Origin of the sequence: Cytophaga sp. FL35 (genome assembly GCF_014349235.1) — a bacterium.
Taxonomy (GTDB): Bacteria; Bacteroidota; Bacteroidia; order Flavobacteriales; family Flavobacteriaceae; genus Euzebyella.
In genome coordinates, this window is record NZ_JACSOH010000021.1 from 55,967 (window position 1) to 79,232 (window position 23,266).

Here is a 23,266-nt window from a genome sequence, read left to right on the forward strand (position 1 = left end):
AAAATGAATAGACTCATCAAGGTCTCTTTAATTCTATGGTGCATACAGTCAAGCAATACTTTGCTAGGCTACCAGCCACCTGAGAACCTGGAAACTACCTTTGATGTGATTATTGATACCGACTTAGGAGGAGACCCGGATGATATACAATCATTGTTCAGGGCCGTACACTATAGTGACATTCTAAAGATAAAGGGGATTATTTCTACCCCTAACAGTGATAAAAACCACCATCCTTGGGATACCATACCTAACGTAAAACTCATTAAGAATTGGGTTAAACGTATTGATGTGGATCACTTAAGAAGGAAAGGATACACTCACCTCATGACCGAAGAGGAACTATTACTTTCAGTAAAGGAAGGTTCCCAATCAAAAGGCGCACCTTCAACTTTGCGTTCATCTGAAGGCTCTAATTGGATTATAGCAACAGCCCGTAATTATACCAGAGACCAACCATTGTGGATTTTGGTTTGGGGTAGTATGACCACCACAGCCCAAGCTCTTCATGACGCCCCAGACATTGCAGATAAAATAAGAATATACTATATAGGCTCCACCAATACCCTACATGATACCGAAAGCAGGAATTTCGTATTTAATTTTATGGAAAAGGAATTTCCGAATTTATGGTGGATAGAAAATGGAGTATTGCCCAAAGGTAGTCATGAAACTTTTAGGGGAGTTTACCATTTGGGAAAACAAGAGGGAGAATGGGCCTATACTTCATTCATCAATTCCAATATTAGAAATCATCGTTCTGATCATGCCGGAATGTTCAAAGAAAAAAATGGAGATATATTTCCTACGGCAAATTACCCTAAGAACAGCTTAAAAGAAGGGGATAGCCCTTCCCTACTCTATTTGATTTCTCCTGTCTTAGGAAATGTAGGTCAGGTGAACGACCCCACCCAAGAAAGTTGGGGAGGGCAGTTCAGGCATTTTAATGCTCGGAAATTCCCTAATTATTATGTGGATTTAGACCTATCACCAGAAGAATGCCAAATGACCATTGCACAATGGCGATATGATTTTTTAAACGACTGGAAGCTTAGATGGGACCGATATTCGGAATGACTGAAATATGGAGATTGTATTGACTTCCATATTCTGAAAGATTTTAAATCCTCCACACCATTCTCATTAACCTCTTTCTCCTAAAAACCCTTTCTTTAAAAAGAAACCAACATGGTGGAGGATTGGCTCGCTTGCGCCCGCCCTTCCTCTCAAAGCTCCGCTTTGAAAATAATTCAAACAAAAAAACGCTCAAGCAAGCTTGGCGTTTTTTCTTTACGAATTATTTATTCGTGACCCAGGGAGGATTCGAACCCCCAACCCTCAGAGCCGAAATCTGATATTCTATCCAGTTGAACTACTGGGCCGTAATTTTTATGCTAATTTTTGCTTCACTATGGCAGATATGGTCTTACCATCAGCTTGCCCTGCCAATTCCTTGGAGACAATACCCATGACCTTTCCCATATCCTTCATACCTTCCGCACCAATGGAATCTATGGTTTGAACTACTACTTTTTCTATTTCCTCCTCGGTCAATTGTTCCGGTAAAAATTGCTCAATTACCGCAACTTGAGCCAATTCAGGTTCTGCCAAATCATCCCTTCCCTGTTCCTTAAAAATAGCGGCGCTATCTTTTCGTTGCTTTACTAATTTTTGAACTAGCTGTATCTCTTCCTCTTCTGTCATATCAGTCCCTGAACCACTGGTCTGGGCCAAGAGCAAAGCCGACTTTATGGCACGCAACGATTCCAAAGCAACGGAATCCTTGGATTTCATAGCTACTTTCATTTGCTCCATTACTTTTTGCTGTAAGCTCATCTCTTTTATTTTTAAGGACTGCGAAGATAAAAAATAAACCCGAAAAATTTAGGATTTTTTCGGGTTTAGGATTGAGTTAGCACAGTAAGTTCAAGGCCATTCTTAGACCGTGTTCTTAATCTACATTGTCGTGTAAAAATGAATTGTTGGAACGCAATTGAATTTCATCATTACTATCAGATCCCAAAGTAGTTCGGGAAACCCTACCCTCATTGTTCCTAGAATCACTTAGGTCAATTCCCTGCCTTTTATAAGCAGGTTGCTTCTCTATTTCATCTATACTACTTACACTGTTCTGAAACTTATAATTAAAATCCTTAAGCTTTCTTCTTCTCTCATCTGCCCTCTCCTTAAGTAATTCCTCGATAGGGCTGTTCATTGGATCCACTTCGGTTTCTTGTACACGTTGGGGAGCACCACCTTGAGAAACGGGCTTCACGGCCTTTTTCTCTATCATCAATTCCTCCTCTACCACTTCTGGTTCCGGAGATGGTTTGGCATTGTTCAACCTATTTTCCAATTCCATATAATCCCCAAGACTGTGACGCGTTTCACCCTTGCTGTTAAATTTAGCTGTAGGAACAACTTCCTTAGGGTTTCTTACTTCTATGTTCCTAATATCGTCATCAAGATTAAAAGTGATCACGTTTTCCTTGCTCTCTTCCTCTTCTTGAACACTATTGGGAAGCGGCATATCAAAACTCATGGTAATCTGCTCCTCTTTTAATCGGTCAAACTCCACAGTAATAGGGTCAATAACCTCAATATCGTGTAAGGACGTTTTTGATTCTATGATGACAAAATCATCATCCAAAACCTCTGGTTTCTTCTCCACCTTTTCAACAACCTCTTCATAGAAAACATTGAAATTTTTGATGTAATTGGTAGTTTTTACCAAATCCATACCCAACTCCACTTCTTCCTCCTCTTCGATCAAGGTGTGCTTAATAACAGGCTCACGTACCTCTTCCTCCTCTACTAAATGGTGAACGATATTTCTATTATTGCTTAAATCTTGTTGCGCTTTTTGCTCGTCTTCAAGCGTATGGATGATTTTTTTGCTTTCGGTATTTACGATATCATCTTGCTGATCTACATTGAACCCTGTAGCAATTACGGTAACGGCTATTGCTTCTCCCAAATCTTGGTCTTCACCAACACCCATAATAATGTTGGCTCCGTGTCCGGCCTCTGTTTGAATATGATCGTTGATTTCTCCAATCTCATCTATGGTAATCTCTTGAGAACCTGAAACAATCAATAATAGCACGTTTTTGGCCCCTTTGATTTTGTTATCGTTCAATAGTGGAGAGTCCAAAGCTTTCATAATCGCTTCGTTCGCCCTAGCGGAACCACTTGCAATGGAAGATCCCATAATGGCCGTACCACTGTTGGAAAGTACGGTTTTGGCATCCCTAAGGTCAATATTCTGGGTATAGTGATGGGTAATTACCTCTGCAATTCCCCTTGCAGCAGTAGAAAGAACCTCATCGGCTTTGGAGAACCCTGCCTTGAATCCAAGGTTTCCGTATACTTCCCTCAATTTATTGTTGTTGATGACAATAAGCGAATCTACATTGGAACGCAGCTTTTCTATTCCGATCCTCGCTTGCTCACATCTCATCTTACCTTCAAACTCAAAAGGCATGGTAACGATGCCCACGGTAAGCACGTCCAATTCTTTTGCCTGCTTTGCGATAACAGGAGCGGCACCAGTACCCGTTCCTCCACCCATTCCGGCAGTGATAAAGATCATTTTTGTGGTTGTGGAAAGCATCTGCTTTATTTCTTCCATACTTTCCATAGCGGCTTGCTCCCCAACTTCAGGGTTGGCGCCTGCACCCAATCCTTCGGTCAAGGAAACGCCCAACTGAATTTTAGTTGGCACCGGGCTATTGCTCAGGGCCTGGGAATCTGTATTACAGATAACAAAGTCCACTCCGTTTATTCCCGATTGGAACATGTGGTTAATGGCATTGCTACCACCGCCACCTACTCCGATTACTTTTATAACGTTACTTTGATTCTTGGGGAGATCAAAGGATATTCCATCAAATTCCGTGTTGCTGCTCATAGTTATTTTTTATTACTGGTTAATGTTCTTTTTGCATAGGTTTTATTCTGCATTGTCCAAAAAGTCCTTCAACTTTTCAGACCATACATCAAAAACAGATTTTCTTTCCTTCTTCACTTTGGCCTGTTGCGGAGCCTGAATGGGCTCTTCTTCATGACCGGCCATTACCAACTCCCCTTCATCCTCAATGATTTCAGTTTTAGGAGCCGATTTTTTCCTGTTCTTATTTTCGTTGTTTACGGCGTTCATCAATAGACCTACGGCCGTAGCATACAATGGACTGGCAATTTCCTCATCGGAATCACCTGCCAAATGCTCATTGGGATAGCCAATACGGGTATCCATACCTGTGATGTACTCCACCAACTGCTTTAAATGTTTTAATTGACTTCCACCACCGGTTAGAACAATACCGGCAATGAGTTTCTTTTTCTGTTCATCATGCCCGTAGTTTTTTATTTCCGTATACACCTGTTCAATGATTTCCACGACCCTGGCGTGAATAATTTTTGAAAGGTTCTTAAGGGTAATTTCCTTGGGTTCGCGCCCTCTAAGGCCTGGAATGGACACTATCTCATTGTCTTTGTTTTCTCCTGGCCAGGCAGAACCAAACTTTATTTTCAATAGCTCGGCCTGCTTTTCAATAATGGAGCACCCTTCCTTGATATCCTCGGTAATAACGCCGCCACCAAAAGGTATGACCGCCGTATGACGGATAATACCATCCTTGAAAATGGCCAAATCCGTAGTACCGCCACCTATATCAATTAGTGCCACCCCGGCTTCTTTTTCCTCCTTGCTCAAAACGGCATCGGAAGAAGCCAATGGCTCCAACGTAATATTTCCTAGATCAAGACCAGCACTTTTTATACAGCGTCCCACATTCTTTATGGAGGAAACCTGCCCCACAACTACATGAAAATTGGCCTCTAAACGCCCTCCATACATACCTATGGGTTCTTTGATTTCCGCTTGCCCGTCTACCTTGTATTCCTGCGGAAGCACATGTATGATCTCTTCACCTGGAAGCATAACCAATTTGTACACTTGATTGCACAGCTTGTCCAAGTCCTCTTCATTGATCACTTCCTCAGAATCCGGTCTGGTGATATAATCGCTGTGGTGCAAACTGCGAATATGTTGCCCGGCAATACCCACTACCACAGAGCCTATTTTCAGCCCTGAGCTGGCCTCTGCACCTTCTACCGCTTGTTGAATGGATTGAATGGTTTGGGTAATATTGTTCACCACACCACGGTGCACACCAAGGCTTTTGGATTTTCCAATCCCTAAAACCTCAATTTTACCATATTCGTTTTCACGACCAATAATGGCCACAATTTTGGTGGTTCCAATGTCCAGTCCTACCGAATAATTACCTACTTCCATATCTTAAATTTTAGTGCACACTACTTGATTGTTAAACTCTAAACTTACCATACTATACGCGCCCAAGGCCTTGTCTTTCTTTGCTTTCACGTAAAAAGCCTTGAAATTGCCAAATTTCTTGTTCAGGTCTTCAACTTCTCCCAAGACCACCACAAATTGTTCTGTCCTAAACTTTATTTGGTATTTGGTTTCAGACGCAATATGTATTCCAATGACATTTTTTCGCAAAAAATCATCCTTGTTGATATAGTTCAAAATTTCATAAACATCAGCCAAGCTTTCACCGGAAATCACCCCGGTAATAATCGGCACTCGGGCAGAGTGGCTAGTTGATAATGGCATGCGCTCTCCCTGATCATCAAGATAAAATTGAGAATCCCCTTCTATTCTTCCGATTGGTTTGCGCTGAACGATTTTCGACGCCAATTGCCCATTAACGGTGAGATAAACTTGTGCACTTTTCACCATTTTGTTGGCCTCAAGGGCCTTCTCCATAGTATTCAAAACTAATTTTTCTTTAGGCACGTTTTCAAGACTCCCAAATTTTTGTATTAACAATTTATTAACCGCTCCTTGGGTGATATACAAGTTGTCATCCCCCTCAAATTCCACCTCCATTCCGGAAACGGTTTTACCGCTGCTCCTATGATTGGAAAATGCGTAAAGTCCCGTAATTACAAGCAACAGGACTATCAACTTCAGATAGTTATAGTTCATGCGCATGCTCTAATTCTTTTTTTATAGTATTTACCAACAAACCAATATCTCCTGCACCCATACTGATCAAAACCTGAGGATCTTGCTGTTTAATTTCCGCTAGAAGGTTTGTTTTTTCAATTCTTTTCTTGTAAGGCGACTGTATTTTTTCCAACAACCAATCTGAGGTAACTCCTTCAATTGGCTTTTCCCTCGCGGGATAGATATCCATCAACAGTACGCTGTCAAATTGCGAAAGGCTTTGCGCAAATTCATCAGCAAAATCCCGGGTTCTGGAGAACAAATGAGGCTGAAATACCACTACCGTTTTTTTATCGGGATGCATTTCACTTACCGCTTCAAACACCGCATTTATCTCAGTTGGGTGATGGGCATAATCGTCAATGAACACCAAATCATCCCGCTTAATGTGATAACTGAACCTGCGTTGCACCCCTTTGAAAGTGGACAGCCCTTTTGCCAATTCCTGTACAGGATAATCTGTAAAGCTGGCCATAGCCAAAGCCACCAATCCGTTTAATAGATTGTGCCTACCAGGTTTGCTGAACCTTACATTTGTAATTAATTCTTGTGGGGTGCGTACATCAAATTGATAACTGCCCCCTTCCACTTTCAGGTTTTCTATACAAAAATCACTGCCGTCTTCTATACCATAAGTCAACCCTACAAGAGGCAGTCCTTTTCGAACCAATAAATGCCCCCCAGGCTGTATCTGGTCTACAAAATACTTAAAGGAGGTTCTAAGCGCCTCCACATCGCCATAAATATCCAAATGATCGGCATCCATAGAGGTTACACAGGCTACGTTTGGGAACAGCCTTAAAAACGAGCGATCAAACTCATCTGCTTCCACCACTGATATATCCGCTCCCCGGAACACAAAATTGCTGTCAAAATCTTCTGAAATCCCTCCTAAGAATCCAGTAAATGGAGCTTCCACTTCATTTAGCAAATGAGCCAAAATACTCGTGGTAGTGGTCTTACCATGCGTACCGGCCACCGCCAAACAGTACGAGCTTTTGGTAATCAAACCTAAAACTTCCGATCGTTTTTTTATGTCAAAACCGCGATTTAGAAAATATTGGTATTGCGTATGCTCCGTTGGTACGGCGGGCGTATACACCACCAATGTTTTGGCCGCATCCTTGAACCCTTCACCAATAAGGTTGACATCATCTTCATAGTGAACGGCCACCCCCAACTCCACTAACTCTTGGGTAAGCGGGGTCTCGGTCTTGTCATAACCGGCCACATTCTTGTCTATGAACTTAAAATACCGCGCCAAGGCAGACATACCTATGCCTCCTATACCTATAAAAAAGACGTTATGTACGGTTTTTAAATTCACTTTACTTCAATAATTTTTCTATTTCATCCACAATATGATTTGTGGCATTTGGCAAAGCCATTTTTTTAATGTTTGCCGATAATTTTTTCTGTTGGGACGGGTCATTGATCAAACCGGAAAAAACCGATTCAAAATTCTCATCCAATTCCGATTCCCTTAGCATTAAGGCCGCATCCTCATTGACCAATGCCATGGCATTTTTAGTCTGATGGTCTTCTGCCACATTGGGCGAAGGAATAAAAAGAACCGGCTTGCCCACTATGCTCAATTCCGAAACTGCACCGGCCCCTGATCGGGAAACCATTACATCTGCCGCGGTATAGGCATAATCCATTCGGTTCAAAAAATCCAACACCTTCACGGTATCCGATACATATTTTTTGTATTCTTCTATATATAGTTTGCCGCATTGCCAAATCACTTGAAGCCCCAAGGATTGGATAAATTCCAGCTTGGCGGCAATCAATTGGTTGATCCTTCGGGCGCCCAAGCTCCCTCCCAATATTAAAAGGGTAGGTTTCTCCGAGTCTAACCCAAAATGGGATAAAGCCTCTTGCTTACTTACTTTCATTTCCACCAAATCCCCCCGAACGGGGTTACCGGTCTTTACAATTTTACCGGCCGGAAAAAATTTTTCCATACCGTCATAGGCCACACAAATCTTGGCCACTCTATTTTTTAAAAGTTTGTTGGTAATGCCTGCAAAAGAATTCTGCTCCTGAAGCACACAGGGAATATTCTTTCCCGAAGCCACCCGTAGCATGGGGCCACTGGCAAAGCCACCGGTACCAATTACGGCATGGGGCTTGAACCTTTTTGCTATTTTGCCTGCTTTTAACAAACTACTGATCACTTTAAAAGGAAACATTAAATTTTTAAGGGTGAGTTTCCGTTGCAACCCTGTAATCCAGAGACCTTCAATTTTATAACCGGCCTGGGGCACCTTTTCCATCTCCATTCTTCCCTGAGCCCCTACAAAAAGGAATTCCGCATCCGGATACCTTCTCTTTAGCTCATTGGCTATGGCTATGGCGGGATAGATATGCCCACCCGTTCCCCCTCCGGATAATATGAATCTATAATTGTCCACTTAAAATCTCTAAAGGGTTTGTTTCATCTATTTTGGCCGATTTTGATTCGGCGGTTTGCTCTTTGTTGCTGGCTCCCAAAATAATTCCGATTGCCAAACAGGTCATCCAACTACTGGTACCGCCCCTACTGATCAAGGGTAAATTTTGACCTGTAACAGGAAATAGCTCCACCGCCACTGCCATATTAATCAAGGCTTGAAATATAATGGGCAACCCCACCCCAAGCACCAATAGTTTGGAAAAGATGGTCATACTACCGTTGGCAACTACCGTAATCCGGAAAAGTAGAAATAGGTAGAAAAGCATTAACACCACCCCACCAATGAGACCGTATTCCTCTACGATGATCGCATAGATAAAATCCGAAGAACTCTGGGGCAGAAAATTCTTCTGGATACTTTTTCCAGCTCCTTTGCCTACAATACCACCTGTGGCAATGGCAATTTTTGCTTTTTCTATTTGATAATTGGCTTCACTATCCTCAGGATTGCTAAAGCTTTCAATACGGCTCATCCACGTATCCACGCGATTGGGAAACATACCCGGAGCCGCTTTGGCAGCAAGAATAAAAATGGTGAGACAGACCACTCCCGTTCCTACAATGCCCACTAAATACTTAATAGGGTACCCGCCCAAAAAGCATAGCAACAGCACCATGGTAAAAATGATGGCCGCCGTTGAAAAGTTGGCCGGTAGGATCAATACCACCACCAAGAATACAGGCAACCACAAAGGCACAATGCTTTCCTTAAAAGTGACTTTCTTATCGCGCACCTTGCTTAAATAGCGTGCTACATAGATCATTAGCACCACTGCCGCCAAATTGGAAGGCTGAAACCCACCTACAAAAGGAATACTTATCCAGCGGCTGGCATTGGCCCCATCTATGGTAGTGCCCTGTGCCAGGGTAAAGCCCAAAAGCACCAAGACCACCGGCAAGGCAATTAAGGAAAGTCCCTTAAAAAAATGTGTGGGTATCTTATGTACCCCGTAAATAATTCCGAAACCTAGGACCAAAAGCATGGCATGCTTAAGTAAATGGCCAAAGGTGGTACCATTGCCAACTACATAAACCAAGTTGCTACTGGCACTATAGACCGGTAAAAAGGAAAACAACGCCAAAAGGGCCACTACGGCCCAAATAGCTTTATCTCCTTTTATATTTTGAAAAAATGACTTCAAATTTTCTAAAATTTCCGGTGAATACTATTGTTTATAGATTCTTTACCGCGTTCTTAAATTGATCGCCACGATCCTCATAGTTTTTAAACAGATCAAAACTGGCACAAGCGGGAGAAAGTAAAACCGTATCTCCCCTTTCAGCTATTTTATAGGCCATCTTTACAGCCTCCTCCATGGAATTGGTCTCTACCATCAAATCCACGGCATTACCAAATTCATCCTTTAATTTTTCATTATCCAGACCCAAACAAATAATCGCCTTTACCTTTTCCCTTACCAAAGGCATTAGTTCTTTGTAGTTGTTTCCTTTATCCTGACCACCAGCTATCCAAACAATGGATGTTTTAACACTGTCCAAGGCATAAAATACCGAATTTACGTTGGTTGCCTTGGAATCATTGATGTACTGTACATGGTGAATTTTCAATACTTTTTCCAAACGATGGGGTGCCCCTTGAAAGCTCCCGATACTTTCCCTGATAGATTGCTTGCGAATGCTCACTAATTTTGCAGCGGTCATTGCCGCCATTGAATTTTTTACGTTGTGTTTTCCTTCTAATGCCAGTGTTTCTGTTTTCATTTTTAGTGTCTCGTTAGTTATTTTTAGTAGTATTTCATCGTCTTTTAAAAAGGCTCCTTCTTCCAACTCCTTCTCCAACGAAAAGGGTATTTTTTTTGATTTGACAGGATGTTTCTCCAACCATTCCGCAATCACCGGGTCATCCGCATCATAGATGAAATAATCATCTTCCGTTTGGTTTTCCACTATCCTGAATTTGGATGCGATATAATTTTCAAACTTGTAGTCATACCTATCCAAATGATCCGGGGTAATATTGGTTAAAATGGCTATGTGGGGTGCAAAATCCACGATTCCGTCCAACTGAAAGCTGCTTATTTCCAGCACATAGTGGCTATAGTCATTTTCCGCTACCATTTGCGCATAACTATCGCCAATATTTCCTGCCATTCCTACATGCAAACCGCCCTCCTTTAAAAGATGGTGGGTGAGCATGGTGGTGGTGGTCTTCCCATTACTTCCGGTTATGCCGATCAAGGTGGCATTGGTAAACTTGGATGCGAACTCAATTTCCGAAATTACCGGAACACCTTGTTCTACCAACTTTTTAACCAAGGGAACCGTATCCGGAATGCCCGGGCTTTTCATGACCTCATCGGCATTTAAAATCTTGGCTTCGGTATGGCCTTCGTCTTCCCAATCAATATCAAAATGTTCAAGAACCTCTTTATAGTTATCTTTTATTTTTCCCTTATCGGATACAAAAACCTCGTATCCTTTTTTCTTCCCTAAAATGGCGGTACCCACGCCACTTTCGCCTCCGCCCAAAATCACCAATCGCTTCATCTATCTAATTTTAAGCGTCACAATGGTAAGAATGGCCAACAGGATACCTATGATCCAAAAACGGGTAACAATCTTACTCTCGTGATAACCTTTTACCTGGTAATGGTGGTGAATGGGAGACATGAGAAAAACCCTTCTGCCTTCCCCATATTTTTTACGGGTGTACTTGAAATAGCTTACTTGAATCATTACGGATAGGGATTCCGCAAAGAAAATTCCACATAAAAGGGGAATCAAAAGTTCCTTTCGTACAATGATGGCGATGACAGCAATAATCCCCCCGATGGTAAGACTACCGGTATCTCCCATAAAAACCTGTGCCGGGTAGGCATTGTACCAAAGGAAACCTACCAAGGCCCCTACAAAGGCGGTGATGAATACTACCAACTCCCCTGAATTGGGGATGAACATAATATCCAGATAATCTGAAAAAATGATGTTACCGGAAACCCATGCAAAAATACCGAGCGTAAATACGATAATTGCCGATGAGCCCGCCGCAAGACCGTCTATACCGTCCGTAAGGTTGGCCCCATTGGATACGGCGGTGACTATGAGAATGACGATGGGAATAAATATCAACCACGCATATTCCTTGGCTCCTTCCCCTGCCCAGCTAATAAGATCACTGTAATCCAACTCATTGTTCTTAAAAAATGGAACGGTGGTACTGGTCGATTTTATCTCTGCACCTTCTATGGATTTCACCTCAAAATTTTCGGTTATTACGCTATGGTCTTCATCCTTCATGGTCACCCCTGGGTGAAAATAAAGGGTAGCTCCAACCCCCAGACCCAACACCACTTGGCCCATCACCTTGAACCTACCTTTTAAACCTTGCTTGTCCTTTTTAAAAACTTTGATGTAATCATCGGCAAAACCAATAAAACCCATCCACAGGGTGGTAACTATCAATAGGAGTATGTATATATTCTCGAGTTTGGCAAAAAGCAGCACGGGAATAAGCGTGGCCATGATAATGATCAAACCGCCCATGGTAGGGGTACCGGCCTTTTGTTTTTGACCTTCCAGCCCCAAGTCCCTAATACTTTCGCCTATTTGTTGTTTTTGAAGAAAAAGGATGATACGTTTTCCATATACCGTTGCGATCAATAAAGAACATAGAATGGCCATAGCCGCCCTAAAGGTCATGAACTGAAACAAGCTCGCCCCGGGCAACTGGTATTGTTTTTCCAAAAATTCGAACAAATAATACAACATAACTATTCTGGTTTCACGGTATTAGTTGGTAATCTTGTTTGGTACGGTTCTTAGTTTTCCTTACTTGTTAAGACCCTTCAATTGCTCCTTAACAATCTTGAAATCGTCAAAATCTATTCGTTTTCCATTGGCTTCCTGATAGGTTTCATGGCCCTTACCGGCCACTAGGATAATATCTTGTGCCGATGCCATTTGGCAAGCTGCCTTTATGGCCTGTTCCCTATTTTCTATGGAAAGGATTTTTTTAACGTTGTGGGCCTCTACTCCGGCCTCCATGTCTTTGATAATGGCACCAGGCGACTCACTTCTTGGATTATCCGAAGTAAAAATCGCCTGATTGCTCATCTCCGAAGCGATATGACCCATAACCGGACGCTTTGAGCTGTCTCGGTCGCCACCACACCCCACAACGGTGATGACGCGTTCATTTCCAGTTCTCAATGTGCCGATTGTCTCAAGCACATTTTTAAGTGCATCCGGTGTATGGGCATAATCCACTATCGCCGTTATCTTCGTTTCAGAAATATAGTATTGAAAGCGGCCGTCCACATTGTCCAACTCGCTCATTAACCGTAGGGCCTCCAAATTGTCAAGACCCAACTGATCCGCTGTCGCATAAATGGCCAAGAGGTTATAGGCATTAAAGTGGCCTATAAGCTTGGTCCAAAATTCATTATCGTTTACTTTGATCAATTGTCCACTAAACTGGGCTTCCAAAACCTGGCCCCGGTAATCTGCGTAGCTTTTTAAGGCATAGGTCAACTTACGGGCCTTGGTATTCTGGAGCATCACATTCCCGTTCTTATCATCTATATTGGTAAGGGCAAAAGCCGTTTTTGGCAGCTCATCGAACAAAATTTTCTTCGTGTCACGGTACTCCGCAAAGGTTTTATGGTAGTCCAAATGATCATGGGAGAGATTCGTAAAAATAGCTCCTTCAAAGACCAGCCCCTTGGTTCTTTTTTGATGGATTCCATGGGAACTCACCTCCATAAAGCAATACTCCACCCCTGCATCGTTCATGAAGGACAAATGCTTATTGATCGTCAAGGCATCCGGAGTGGTGTGGGTAGTGGAATGCACCTCATCATCTACCATGATCTTAATAGTGGAAAGCAAACCCACTTTGTAACCCGCCTTTTTAAACAATTGATATAGCAGACTGCTTATGGTAGTTTTACCGTTGGTACCGGTAACGCCCACCAATTTTAAATTTTTGGACGGATTTCCGTAAAAATTGGAAGCCATGACGGCCAGGGCCGTATTGCCATCCTGTACCTGAACATAGGTAATACCGTTTACCAACAACTCCGGAAACTCTTCGCAGACAATGGCCTTGGCTCCCAAATCCACCGCTTTTTGAATATACAGGTGCCCATCGGTTACTGTACCCTTGATCGCTATAAAAACATCGTCCATGGCCACCTTGCGCGAATCGAACTGTATTTCGTTCACGAGTATGTCCGTAGAGCCATTAACAGCCGTTAGGCCCGCACCGTACAATATGTCCTTTAGCAGTTTCAAGATAATTCCAGGGTTATTTTTTTCGTTTTACTTAGGTCCGCTCCTTGGGAAACCGACTGTCTTTTTACTTTTCCGTTGCCTCTAACCTCTACTTCAAGGCCCAAATTTTCAAGGATGGAAATGGCATCCATTCCGCTCATACCTTTTACATTGGGCACCTTGCTATACTTCTTTTGGGCTTCGGCATAAAATCTTTGGTAGTTCTTATCCAAATCGGGATTTTCTACCTGATCCATTTCCACTTCATCGATAAGGGGATTGGATGCATATACTTTCTGTGCGATGGACTTAAAAACGGGTCCGCTTACATCGGCACCATAATAACCCACACTTTTATCCGGCTCGTGAATGACCACGATACAGGAGTATTTTGGATTTTCCGCAGGAAAATAACCCGCAAAGGTGGAGATGTACTTTAGCTTGTCCGGGTCCTTGGAAACATAATCCTTTTGAGCCGTTCCCGTTTTTCCTGCCATGGAAAAATTAGCGGAATAGAGCCCATGCCCCGTACCTGTCTTTCTTTCTACTACGTTCAATAAAAGATCTTGCACTTTGGAGGCCGTCTCCTTTGAACAGATGGAAGCGTCTATGACCTCCTTATCAAACTTTTCTACGGTGCGGTTCCATTCCTTTACCTCCTTGATCAACCTTGGCTTTACCATTTCCCCATCATTGGCAATGGCATTGTAAAAGGTCAACACCTGCAGCGGTGTCATGGCTACTTCATAGCCATAGGCCATTTGTGCCAAGGAAAGTCCGGACCAACCTTTATCTCCCGGGGAACGGAGTACCGGTTTCCCCTCTCCTTTTATGGGCAGATCCAAGGTGCGGTGCACGTTCATGGACATCAAACGGTTGACGAACTTGTCCGGATTATTCTTATAACCCTCATGAATAACTTGGGCAAAAGCTGTATTGGAAGACACCTCAAAGGCCTTGGCAAAGGAAATTTTACCATAACCGCCCCATTTGGAGTCCTTCACCCGGTGGTTATAGATTTTCCAAGTTCCGTCATGCGTGTCAATAATATCCGTAGTATCTGCCACCCCGTCTTCCAAGGCCGCTACCATGGTCATTAATTTGAAGGTAGAGCCAGGCTCATGCGATTCCCCCACGGCATAGTTCAAACGCTCGTAATACTTTCCGGCTTCGGTACGGCCCAAATTGGAAATAGCCTTTACCTCGCCGGTTTCGGTTTCCATAACAATGACACAGCCATGGTCCGCCTTATATTTTTCTAACTGCCCTAACAAAGCATGATGGGCAATATCCTGAATATTGATATCAATGGTGGAAATCACGTCATAGCCATCTTTTGGCTCCACAATGTTCTCCCAACCAATAGGCTTCCATTGGCCTTTGGCAATTTTCTGCTTTAAACGCTTTCCTTCCACGCCCCGTAGGTACTCCCCAAAAGCACCTTCCAGACCTACGCGGGTGTAGTATCCGTTTTCATCCACACGCTCATACCCCACACTACGCTCCGCAATTTTACCCAATGGATGCTCGCGTACGGTTTTTTGTTCAATGACCAAACCGCCTTTGTACGGACCTTTATTGAACAATGGGAATTCCTTCACGGCCATATATTCCGAATAATCCAAGTTCCGAGCTATCAATGCATAGCGATTTTTGTTCACCCTTGCCTTTCGCAATAATTGCTGATAGTGGGAAGGCGATTTTCCCAACATACGGGAAAGCGCATTGGACAAAGGCTTTACATTCTCCCTAAAATCATCGTCCTTGACCGTTACGGCATCAAAACGAATGGTATAGCGGGAAACGGAAGTAGCCAACAAACTACCGTCATCCGAATAGAGGTTACCCCTATTGGGCGCAATAGTGAACATCTTCTCCGTACGCTTCATGGCCAGCTCCTGATACTTTTCGCCCTGCACCAACTGTATGTTCACCAATTTGAACAAGATGGCACCGGCAAACAAAAACATGCAAGCCACTACAAAGTAGAGTCTATTTAATATGTTCTTTTCGGTTACGGCCACTATTCCTCTTTCTTAGGGGATTTTACTTTTATCTGTCTGGGCGGCACCTCTGGCGGATACAACCCCTTGGCGGAAACTATCTCGGTTACGGTAGATTCCAGTTTTAATTTTTGCACATCCGATCGTACATCCACAAACTCGCTGCGCAATTCCTTCACCTCCTCGTTCAAGGCGGCAATCTGGTGCACTTTTTTATCAGCACTGTGCGAACTTCCGATCATCACGGTTGCCAAAAAGGACACGAACAATATGAACAGCCAGTGCTTGGGAGCATCGCCGCTCACCAAAAACTTACCTTTTAATATGTTCAACAGTCCGTCTTTCACTCTTTATATGTTTATTCTTTATTCATGTATTCTTTTTGCAATCCGAAGTTTTGCACTTCGGGCGCGGTTATTCTCCGCAATCTCCTTAACCGTGGGAACTATGAGTCCGCCCACCTTTTTAAAGGGCACGGAAATATTTCCATAAAAATCCTTTTCGGGCTCGCCTTCAAACTGGCCGGCCCTTATGAAGCGCTTTACCAAGCGGTCTTCTAGGGAATGGTAGCTGATGATGCTCAACCTACCACCTTCTTCCAGCAAATCCGGGGTCTGCAACAAAAACTCCTCGATCACGGCAATCTCTTGGTTCACCTCTATTCGAATGGCCTGGTATATCTGTGCCAACACCTTATGCTCCTTGCCTTTGGGCAAAAACCGCTGCAACACCCTTTTAAGGTCTGCCGTGGTCTTGATCGGTGCATTTTCACGCTGCTCTACCAAGGTGCGGGCCATGGCGTTGGCGTTGCGAAGGTCCCCGTATTGAAAAAGCACCTTTCGCAGGTCATCATACTCATAACCGTTGACCACTTCATAGGCAGATAGTTCACTCTGCTGGCTCATACGCATGTCCAGATCCGCATCAAAACGCGTGGAAAAACCACGTTCCGCTTTATCAAACTGATGACTGGACACCCCAAAATCTGCCAGGATACCATCTACCTTCTTTATGCCATAGAACTTTAAATACTGCTTGATGAACCTAAAATTGGCAGCGATCAACGTAAACCGTCCATCATCCAACCTATTTTCAAGCGCATCTTCATCTTGATCAAAAGCGAAGAGCTTTCCTTCACTTCCCAAGCGCTTTAATATTTCCTTGCTGTGACCGCCACCTCCAAAGGTGACATCCACATACACGCCATCTTCCTTGATGGCGAGCCCGTCTACGGACTCTTGTAACAACACTGGATTATGATACATCTTCATCATCTCCGTCATCTCCCATGACCTCCTCGGCCAATGCGGCAAAATCTTCCGCTGTTTCCTCGAGCACCTGCTCGTAACTATCCTTGTCCCAAATCTCAATGATATTGATAGCGGAACTCAACACCACTTCCTTGGAAATGTTGGCCACATCCACCAAATTCTTAGGGATCAACAATCTTCCCGCAGCATCTACTTCCACCACCTTTACACCGGCCTGAAAACGGCGTATAAAATCATTGTTCTTCTTTTTGAACCTGTTCTTCTTGTTCACCTTGGCCATAAGCAAATTCCACTCGTCCATGGGATACAGTTCCAAACAGGGCTGAAAAACCGACCTTTTGATCACAAACCCTTTGTTTAGCACGGGTGCCATCTGATTTTTTAGCGCAACCGGAACCATTATCCTACCTTTGGTATCGGCTTTACAATCGTATGTTCCAATGAAATTAATCACGCTAAATGGCTAGTTTTTCAGTACAATAACTCAAAATTACAAATTTTATTACCACATTTTACCACAAATTACCACTTTGTTGATAAATTGTGGCTTTTGTGCATATCCTAGCCCCATCTCTGTGGGAATTTAAAGTGTGGTAGTTTGTGGGAAAGCGACAAAAATGATTACTTTACGGACCGCCAAAGCGTATGTGCATATATTTGAAATGCCTATCTTTGGCAACGTTGATAAGCATCCTGAATGGAAGAAAACATTATTAAGGAAGGAAAATACCGGTACATGGAGATAGGGGAAGGAACCCCTATTATTATACTGCACGGGCTCATGGGCGGGCTTAGCAACTTTCATGGGGTTACTGACTTTTTCCCGAAAAAAGGGTACAAAATCCTCTTGCCGGAACTGCCCATTTATGACATGCCCATGCTTAAGACCAACGTAAAGCAGTTTGCCAAATTCTTGGAAGGCTTTATCGAGTTCAAAGGCTTAAAAGACGTGATTCTTTTGGGTAATTCGTTAGGCGGACATATTGGACTGTTGCATACCAAAATGTACCCCGATATGGTAAAGGCCCTGGTCATTACCGGAAGTTCCGGACTGTACGAAAGTGCCATGGGCGATGGCTATCCACGCCGGGGCGACTATGAATTTATCAAGAAAAAGGCCGAAGCCGTTTTTTACGATCCCGAAGTGGCCACCAAAGAAATTGTAGACGAGGTTTTTGCTACGGTGAACGATCGTAACAAGATTATCAAGACGCTTGCCATTGCCAAAAGCGCCATTAGGCACAACATGGCCAATGACCTGCCCACCATGGAAACGCCTACTTGTATCATTTGGGGAGAGGATGATAACGTTACTCCTCCGGATGTAGCCAATCTGTTTCACGAACTGCTACCCGATTCCGATCTATACTGGATCGAGAAATGCGGTCACGCACCCATGATGGAGCACCCCGATACATTCAACGAAATTTTGGATGCTTGGTTGCAAAAAAGAGGGTTTTAGGTCTCGACTGCGCTCGACCTGACAAATTGAAAACAGAACTACTGAGGTCTCGACTGCGCTCGACCTGACAAAAAACGGAAAAAACAGGACTGAAGTTTCGACTGCGCTCGACCTGAGAAATCATAAAAACAAGTATTGACGTGCAAATAAAAACGGCCAACTTTATCATTAGCAATACCGAGGTTTCTAAATGCCCCAATGAGCTGTTGCCCGAATATGCCTTTATTGGCCGTAGTAATGTGGGGAAATCATCCCTGATCAACATGCTTACGGAGCGTAAAAGCTTGGCAAAGACTTCCGGACGGCCAGGAAAGACCCAACTGATCAACCATTTTAAGATCAACGAAAACTGGTTTTTGGTCGATTTGCCCGGTTACGGCTACGCCCGCGTGTCCAAAAAGGATAAAAAGACCTTTCAAAAATACATTACGGATTATTTCACCCAACGCGAGCAACTGGTCTGCGCCTTTGTTCTGGTGGATATTCGCCATAGTCCGCAAAAAATAGATATGGAATTTATGGAGTGGCTGGGAGAGAACCAAGTTCCTTTCTGTATCATTTTTACGAAGGCCGATAAACTCAAACCCGGCGCCATTGAGCGCAATGTGAACGCCTATTTAAACGAAATGGAAAACGGATTGTGGGAAGAAGCTCCTTCCTACTTCATTACCTCCTCTTCCAAAAATATGGGCCGTGAGGAACTCCTCACCTATATAGACGGCATCAATACGGATTTCTTTCAGGCGCTAAAGAACTAAGCGATTCCCTTTTTTACCAAAGCAATCAGTTCTTCTAGGCTCTGCAACTGGTTCAAGGTCTGCGTATCCATAAACAACTGCAAATCGTGGGGCGTAGCCGCCAAAACACAAGGATAGCTGTACTTGGCCGCAAATTTGGAGGCATAGCTTTTTTGAAATTCGTCCTTGTGCAAGAATACCATGTCCACTTTGGCATTTTTCCTAAAGTCCTTCCAGCGTTTGTTTTCCGTAAAAACACCGAAGGTAAGCTCACACAACTTACAATCATAGGTTTGGGGGCTCATCACCTTGTGCAGGCTGTCCATCACCGCATTTTTTAATCCGGCTTCGGCATTGTACACAAAAATGAGTTTCTCTATGCGTTGGTTATCCATTATTGAAAGGTAATATGCTATATTTATACGGAAATGAAACTCCCTACCATGCGAGCCCAAATTCCCGTTTTTCTTTTCCTCCTGCTCTTGACAGGCCTTGCTTGTAAGTCCGTAAAAAACAGCATTGCTTACAGCAGCGAAACGTTAAAGATACTTCCCCTGAGCCAGAACAGCTTTATTCATGTTTCCTATCTGCAGACGGATTCCTTTGGGAAAGTGGCCTGTAACGGTTTGGTCTATATGAACGGAAACGAGGCCGTGGTGGTCGATACGCCGGTAGATGCCGAGGTAAGCGAAGAATTGATCCGTTGGATCAGCGAAACCCAACAAAAAACGATTACCGCCGTGGTGGCCAACCATTTTCATGATGATTGTGTGGGCGGACTGGAAGCCTTTCACCAAAAGGGGATTCCCTCATACGGCAATGAACTGACTTTGGAACTGGCCCAAAAAGAAGGCAATCAAGTGCCACAAAACGCTTTTTCCGAAACCCTGGAAATGAAGGTGGGCGATGGCAAGATCATCCACCAATTTGTGGGCGAAGGACATACCCGAGACAATATTGTGAGCTATGTACCCGAAGACCAATTGCTTTTTGGTGGCTGCCTGGTAAAGGAGGTAGATGCCAGCAAAGGTTATTTGGGCGATGCGAACGTAAACGAATGGAGCCGTACCGCTGTAAAGGTGAAAAAAGCCTTCCCGGATGCTAAAATTGTCATTCCCGGGCACGGGCAGCATGGCGGAACGGAATTGCTGGATTATACGGCACAACTGTTTAAAGAACCCTAGATAAAAAGAGGTCTCGACTGCGCTAGGCCTGACAATAATGAAATCAGAACTATTGAGGTCTCGACTGCGCTCGACCTGACAAATTGAAAACAGAACTACAGAGGTGCCGACTGCGCTCGACCTGACAAAAATGAAAACAGAACTACTGAGGTCTCGACTGCGCTCGACCTGTCAAGAATGAAAACAAAACTATTGAGGTCTCGACTGCGCTCGACCTGACATAATACAAACTTACAACCAAACCCGACCCAACATGAAAAACGCTTACCTCCTACCCTTGATCGCTCTTTTTGCTTTGGGCTGCGCCGAAAAGAAAACCGCAGAACGCATTCCGCCCGTAAAAGCCCCTTTTGAAAAGATAGACACCCTGAGTACAAACGATTGGTGGAACCGCGCCGAGAACCCGATTATCGATTTAAATGTAGAACGCGACCAAGTGGTGGCTTTTGGCATCTATACCGTTTCTGGGGGCGTACTCAAAATGAGCGCCCAGCTGTATCCGCTCTACCCCGAGGAAACTCGGGAAGTACGTTTGGAGTTTCAGCAAGAAGGGGAATGGCAACAAATTCAGTCCGCCACGGTGAACGACCTGGGCTGGTCCGCCCTTTTTCGGGTGGAGAATTGGGACGAAACCGCCGTCGTGCCCTACCGCATCCGCCATGGCGCAAAAGCCATGTACGAAGGCCTCATCCGTAGAAATCCGGTGAACAAGAACGAGATTTCCATTGCCGCCCTTAGCTGCAACAGCAACCAAGACCGAGGCATGCGCGAGAACTATGTGCGCAATATCAACCACCAAGATCCGGACCTTATCTTTTTTGCGGGCGACCAATCCTACGACCATACGGAGCATACGGCCGCATGGCTCAAATTTGGGCTGCAGTTTAGGGAGACCTTTAGAAACCGACCTGCCATTAGCATCCCCGATGACCATGATATTGGCCAGGGCAACCTCTGGGGCGAGAACGGTAAAAAGTCCGTCGTAAAAGGCTCCAATGACGGCGGCTACACCTACCACCCCGAATACGTAAAAATGGTAGAGCGCTGCCAAACCGCCCATTTGCCCGATCCCTATGACCCTACCCCCATTGAGCAGGGCATTGGCGTTTACTATACCAACCTTAGCTGGGGCGGCGTGGATTTTGCCATTCTGGAAGACCGCAAGTTTAAATCGGGACCCAACGGCAAAATTCCGCAGCAAGGGCCGCGACCGGACCATATTCGCAATCCGGAGTACGACCCGGCGAGTATTGACCTACCGGGGCTCACCCTTTTGGGCGAGCGGCAATTGATCTTTTTGGAGGCTTGGGGGCAGCAAAACCCCGAGCAGCTGAAGGTGGTACTATCACAGACCGGTTTTTGTGGCGGCGCCCATATTCATGGAAACAAGGACAACCGGCTGCATGCCGACCTCGATAGTAACGGATGGCCGCAAACGGGCCGGAACAAGGCGCTGCGCCTAATCAAGGCCGCCAAGGCCGTACACATTGCCGGAGACCAGCATTTGGCGACGGTTATACAACAGGGTGTGGACGAATTTGGCGATGGCCCCTGGTCTTTTGTGGTGCCCGCCATTGTAAACGATTATTACAGCCGTTGGTGGTGGCCCGAAGACGAAAAGGCCGGCCCCAACCCCAATAGCAACACCAGCCTACCGTGGACCGGCGATTATTTGGACGGTTTTGGCAATAAGATCAGTATGATGGCCTATGTAAACCCCGAAAGCCAGTCTGCCGGGGGCGGCTACGGCCTTACCCGTTTGAACAAAAAAGAAGGGACAGCCACTTTTGAATGCTGGGCCCGTGATGCCGATGTCACCAAAGCCAACGCCCAACAATTTGAGGGCTGGCCCATTACGGTAGCGATGGAATAGAAAAAAAACACTATTTTTAAGGCGTTACTTTCCCCGATAAATTTTAATGGATTACGCTTTTCTGTAAGTAAAGGTCAATAGTTGGTGCTATTTTGCGATTGGAAAAGATGGGTTTGACATGATCGATTTGCTTTGGCAATAGATATATCAATTACACACAAACCATTATTTTATACACCAATTACCCAAATTTAAAAATTACAAAACATTAAATATAAGGAACTTATATAGTATGGAGTTGTATATAATTATGTGTTGAGTGTAATGCTAATACAAATCTTATAAATTTTATTAATTAAATATTTGAATTATGTCATGTAAATCATTTTTAGTCGACAATGTCTCGGATATTCTAATAACTAAAATCCTATCTGGTTTAGAAAAATCTGGAGCAGAAATCAATGGAGAAAATCCTTGGGAGGTAAATTTAAATCAACACGGAATAAAATTAAACGCAGAATGGTTTCAAATCAATCAAAATCTTGAAATTAAAGTAGTGGATAAGAACTTCTATGTCAAATGCAAAAAAGCTAAAAGTGAATTGATCAAAAAAATTGATGAAGCTAGGGAAATGAATGATAATATTAATTTATTCCAGTTGCAAATAGATGATGTATCATAGCTATAATATACCAGAATTTGACAAATTATATTATACTGTAGTAGGCATAATTGTCTTTGCAGTTTTGCTTTTGTTTATTGTTGAAATCATTGCCAAATTAAACAAAATACCCAATGACAATGTCAATTTGATAATTAGAGATTGGGCTTATGGCAAATTGTATTTCATTACTTTCTTTTTTGGTATAGTTACCAGTCACCTATTTCTTGGAACTTCAGTAAATTGGTTTAATTGTAAAAAAATTGGAATTCCATTTGATTGTAGCATTTTTGATGTTCTTGTTATTGCATTCTTGAGTCTATCATTATTAATTATTGGCATAATCTTTCAAAAAAAAAGAACTACTAAAAAATTTCAAATAATACTATTTACAATTGGTTTAATAAT

At 43.6% G+C, this 23,266-nt stretch carries 22 protein-coding genes and 1 tRNA gene; 7 read left to right on the forward strand and 16 right to left on the reverse strand.

Features of this window, described 5'->3' with window-relative positions; translation table 11 throughout:
• Positions 1-3 precede the first annotated feature (3 nt).
• Complete coding sequence (locus BIZ36_RS15565; protein ID WP_187458819.1) at positions 4-1,077, forward strand: nucleoside hydrolase-like domain-containing protein; 1,074 nt, start codon at positions 4-6, stop codon at positions 1,075-1,077.
• 231 nt (positions 1,078-1,308) lie between these two features.
• On the opposite strand, the gene BIZ36_RS15570 is transcribed toward BIZ36_RS15565, so the two are convergent.
• From BIZ36_RS15570 to mraZ, 15 genes are all read right to left on the reverse strand, one after another.
• Positions 1,309-1,382 (reverse strand) — tRNA-Arg (locus tag BIZ36_RS15570).
• A gap of 7 nt (positions 1,383-1,389) precedes the next feature.
• Complete coding sequence (locus BIZ36_RS15575) at positions 1,390-1,836, reverse strand: GatB/YqeY domain-containing protein (protein ID WP_187458820.1); 447 nt, start codon at positions 1,834-1,836, stop codon at positions 1,390-1,392.
• Between the two features lie 115 nt (positions 1,837-1,951).
• Positions 1,952-3,910, reverse strand: a complete 1,959-nt coding sequence (ftsZ, locus tag BIZ36_RS15580; RefSeq protein WP_187458821.1) for a cell division protein FtsZ — start codon at positions 3,908-3,910, stop codon at positions 1,952-1,954.
• Between the two features lie 42 nt (positions 3,911-3,952).
• A complete protein-coding gene (ftsA, locus tag BIZ36_RS15585) occupies positions 3,953-5,299 on the reverse strand; it encodes a cell division protein FtsA (RefSeq protein ID WP_187458822.1) in 1,347 nt (448 codons plus the stop codon).
• A gap of 3 nt (positions 5,300-5,302) precedes the next feature.
• The gene (locus BIZ36_RS15590; protein WP_222937421.1) at positions 5,303-6,016 is read right to left on the reverse strand and encodes a cell division protein FtsQ/DivIB; all 714 of its coding nucleotides are present in this window, start codon (positions 6,014-6,016) and stop codon (positions 5,303-5,305) included.
• Complete coding sequence (gene murC, locus BIZ36_RS15595; protein ID WP_187458824.1) at positions 6,006-7,364, reverse strand: UDP-N-acetylmuramate--L-alanine ligase; 1,359 nt, start codon at positions 7,362-7,364, stop codon at positions 6,006-6,008. Before murC ends, BIZ36_RS15590 begins: the two co-directional genes overlap by 11 nt.
• A gap of 1 nt (position 7,365) precedes the next feature.
• On the reverse strand, positions 7,366-8,454 hold the full coding sequence (gene murG / locus BIZ36_RS15600; RefSeq protein ID WP_187458825.1) for an undecaprenyldiphospho-muramoylpentapeptide beta-N-acetylglucosaminyltransferase: 1,089 nt from the start codon (positions 8,452-8,454) through the stop codon (positions 7,366-7,368).
• Entirely contained in the window at positions 8,441-9,637 is a 1,197-nt protein-coding gene (locus BIZ36_RS15605) for an FtsW/RodA/SpoVE family cell cycle protein (protein WP_187458826.1), read from the reverse strand. The genes murG and BIZ36_RS15605 overlap by 14 nt, the downstream gene beginning before the upstream one ends.
• Before the next feature lie 31 nt (positions 9,638-9,668).
• A complete protein-coding gene (gene murD / locus BIZ36_RS15610; RefSeq protein ID WP_187458827.1) occupies positions 9,669-11,003 on the reverse strand; it encodes a UDP-N-acetylmuramoyl-L-alanine--D-glutamate ligase in 1,335 nt (444 codons plus the stop codon).
• Positions 11,004-12,224, reverse strand: a complete 1,221-nt coding sequence (gene mraY, locus BIZ36_RS15615; RefSeq protein WP_187458828.1) for a phospho-N-acetylmuramoyl-pentapeptide-transferase — start codon at positions 12,222-12,224, stop codon at positions 11,004-11,006.
• A gap of 60 nt (positions 12,225-12,284) precedes the next feature.
• Positions 12,285-13,748: a UDP-N-acetylmuramoyl-L-alanyl-D-glutamate--2,6-diaminopimelate ligase gene (locus tag BIZ36_RS15620; protein WP_187458829.1), complete on the reverse strand. Its 1,464-nt coding sequence runs from the start codon at positions 13,746-13,748 to the stop codon at positions 12,285-12,287.
• Positions 13,745-15,751 (reverse strand): PASTA domain-containing penicillin-binding protein, encoded by a 2,007-nt coding sequence (locus tag BIZ36_RS15625; RefSeq protein ID WP_187458830.1) that lies wholly within the window; start codon positions 15,749-15,751, stop codon positions 13,745-13,747. Before BIZ36_RS15625 ends, BIZ36_RS15620 begins: the two co-directional genes overlap by 4 nt.
• The gene (locus tag BIZ36_RS15630) at positions 15,751-16,077 is read right to left on the reverse strand and encodes an FtsL-like putative cell division protein (protein ID WP_187458831.1); all 327 of its coding nucleotides are present in this window, start codon (positions 16,075-16,077) and stop codon (positions 15,751-15,753) included. The genes BIZ36_RS15625 and BIZ36_RS15630 overlap by 1 nt, the downstream gene beginning before the upstream one ends.
• Positions 16,078-16,095: 18 nt before the next feature.
• Positions 16,096-17,004, reverse strand: a complete 909-nt coding sequence (gene rsmH, locus BIZ36_RS15635; RefSeq protein ID WP_187458832.1) for a 16S rRNA (cytosine(1402)-N(4))-methyltransferase RsmH — start codon at positions 17,002-17,004, stop codon at positions 16,096-16,098.
• Positions 16,985-17,455, reverse strand: coding sequence for a division/cell wall cluster transcriptional repressor MraZ (gene mraZ, locus BIZ36_RS15640; protein WP_187458833.1), 471 nt, complete (start codon positions 17,453-17,455; stop codon positions 16,985-16,987). Before mraZ ends, rsmH begins: the two co-directional genes overlap by 20 nt.
• Positions 17,456-17,698: 243 nt before the next feature.
• Here mraZ and BIZ36_RS15645 point away from each other — a divergent pair, with 243 nt between their 5' ends.
• Both BIZ36_RS15645 and yihA read left to right on the forward strand, forming a co-directional pair.
• Positions 17,699-18,463, forward strand: coding sequence for an alpha/beta fold hydrolase (locus tag BIZ36_RS15645; protein ID WP_187458834.1), 765 nt, complete (start codon positions 17,699-17,701; stop codon positions 18,461-18,463).
• A 140-nt stretch (positions 18,464-18,603) separates the two neighbouring features.
• The gene (yihA, locus tag BIZ36_RS15650) at positions 18,604-19,221 is read left to right on the forward strand and encodes a ribosome biogenesis GTP-binding protein YihA/YsxC (protein ID WP_187458835.1); all 618 of its coding nucleotides are present in this window, start codon (positions 18,604-18,606) and stop codon (positions 19,219-19,221) included.
• Here yihA and BIZ36_RS15655 read toward each other — a convergent pair.
• Complete coding sequence (locus BIZ36_RS15655; protein WP_187458836.1) at positions 19,218-19,595, reverse strand: GTPase; 378 nt, start codon at positions 19,593-19,595, stop codon at positions 19,218-19,220. The two genes, yihA and BIZ36_RS15655, sit on opposite strands and share 4 nt — an antisense overlap.
• Before the next feature lie 33 nt (positions 19,596-19,628).
• Between BIZ36_RS15655 and bla the strand changes: the two genes are divergently transcribed.
• The 4 genes from bla to BIZ36_RS20930 all read left to right on the forward strand — a co-directional run.
• Positions 19,629-20,384 carry a subclass B1 metallo-beta-lactamase gene (gene bla / locus BIZ36_RS15660; RefSeq protein ID WP_222937422.1) on the forward strand — a complete coding sequence of 252 codons (756 nt, stop codon included), beginning with the start codon at positions 19,629-19,631 and terminating at the stop codon, positions 20,382-20,384.
• 673 nt (positions 20,385-21,057) lie between these two features.
• Positions 21,058-22,257: an alkaline phosphatase D family protein gene (locus tag BIZ36_RS15665; RefSeq protein ID WP_286174858.1), complete on the forward strand. Its 1,200-nt coding sequence runs from the start codon at positions 21,058-21,060 to the stop codon at positions 22,255-22,257.
• 310 nt (positions 22,258-22,567) lie between these two features.
• The gene (locus BIZ36_RS15670) at positions 22,568-22,879 is read left to right on the forward strand and encodes a hypothetical protein (RefSeq protein ID WP_187458838.1); all 312 of its coding nucleotides are present in this window, start codon (positions 22,568-22,570) and stop codon (positions 22,877-22,879) included.
• On the forward strand, positions 22,866-23,266 hold a 401-nt coding region (locus BIZ36_RS20930), incomplete at its 3' end, for a hypothetical protein (RefSeq protein ID WP_222937423.1). The genes BIZ36_RS15670 and BIZ36_RS20930, both read left to right, overlap by 14 nt.

Bases quoted from the DNA above. Each gene is read 5' to 3' on its own strand.
- bla (WP_222937422.1), top strand. From the start codon at position 19,629: ATGAAACTCCCTACCATGCGAGCCCAAATTCCCGTTTTTCTTTTCCTC.
- ftsZ (WP_187458821.1), bottom strand. From the start codon at position 3,910: ATGAGCAGCAACACGGAATTTGATGGAATATCCTTTGATCTCCCCAAG.
- BIZ36_RS15565 (WP_187458819.1), top strand. From the start codon at position 4: ATGAATAGACTCATCAAGGTCTCTTTAATTCTATGGTGCATACAGTCA.
- BIZ36_RS15575 (WP_187458820.1), bottom strand. From the start codon at position 1,836: ATGAGCTTACAGCAAAAAGTAATGGAGCAAATGAAAGTAGCTATGAAA.
- BIZ36_RS15670 (WP_187458838.1), top strand. From the start codon at position 22,568: ATGTCATGTAAATCATTTTTAGTCGACAATGTCTCGGATATTCTAATA.
- BIZ36_RS15655 (WP_187458836.1), bottom strand. From the start codon at position 19,595: ATGGATAACCAACGCATAGAGAAACTCATTTTTGTGTACAATGCCGAA.
- murD (WP_187458827.1), bottom strand. From the start codon at position 11,003: ATGAAGCGATTGGTGATTTTGGGCGGAGGCGAAAGTGGCGTGGGTACC.
- BIZ36_RS15590 (WP_222937421.1), bottom strand. From the start codon at position 6,016: ATGAACTATAACTATCTGAAGTTGATAGTCCTGTTGCTTGTAATTACG.
- mraY (WP_187458828.1), bottom strand. From the start codon at position 12,224: ATGTTGTATTATTTGTTCGAATTTTTGGAAAAACAATACCAGTTGCCC.
- BIZ36_RS15645 (WP_187458834.1), top strand. From the start codon at position 17,699: ATGGAAGAAAACATTATTAAGGAAGGAAAATACCGGTACATGGAGATA.
- BIZ36_RS15665 (WP_286174858.1), top strand. From the start codon at position 21,058: ATGTACGAAGGCCTCATCCGTAGAAATCCGGTGAACAAGAACGAGATT.
- ftsA (WP_187458822.1), bottom strand. From the start codon at position 5,299: ATGGAAGTAGGTAATTATTCGGTAGGACTGGACATTGGAACCACCAAA.
- rsmH (WP_187458832.1), bottom strand. From the start codon at position 17,004: ATGATGAAGATGTATCATAATCCAGTGTTGTTACAAGAGTCCGTAGAC.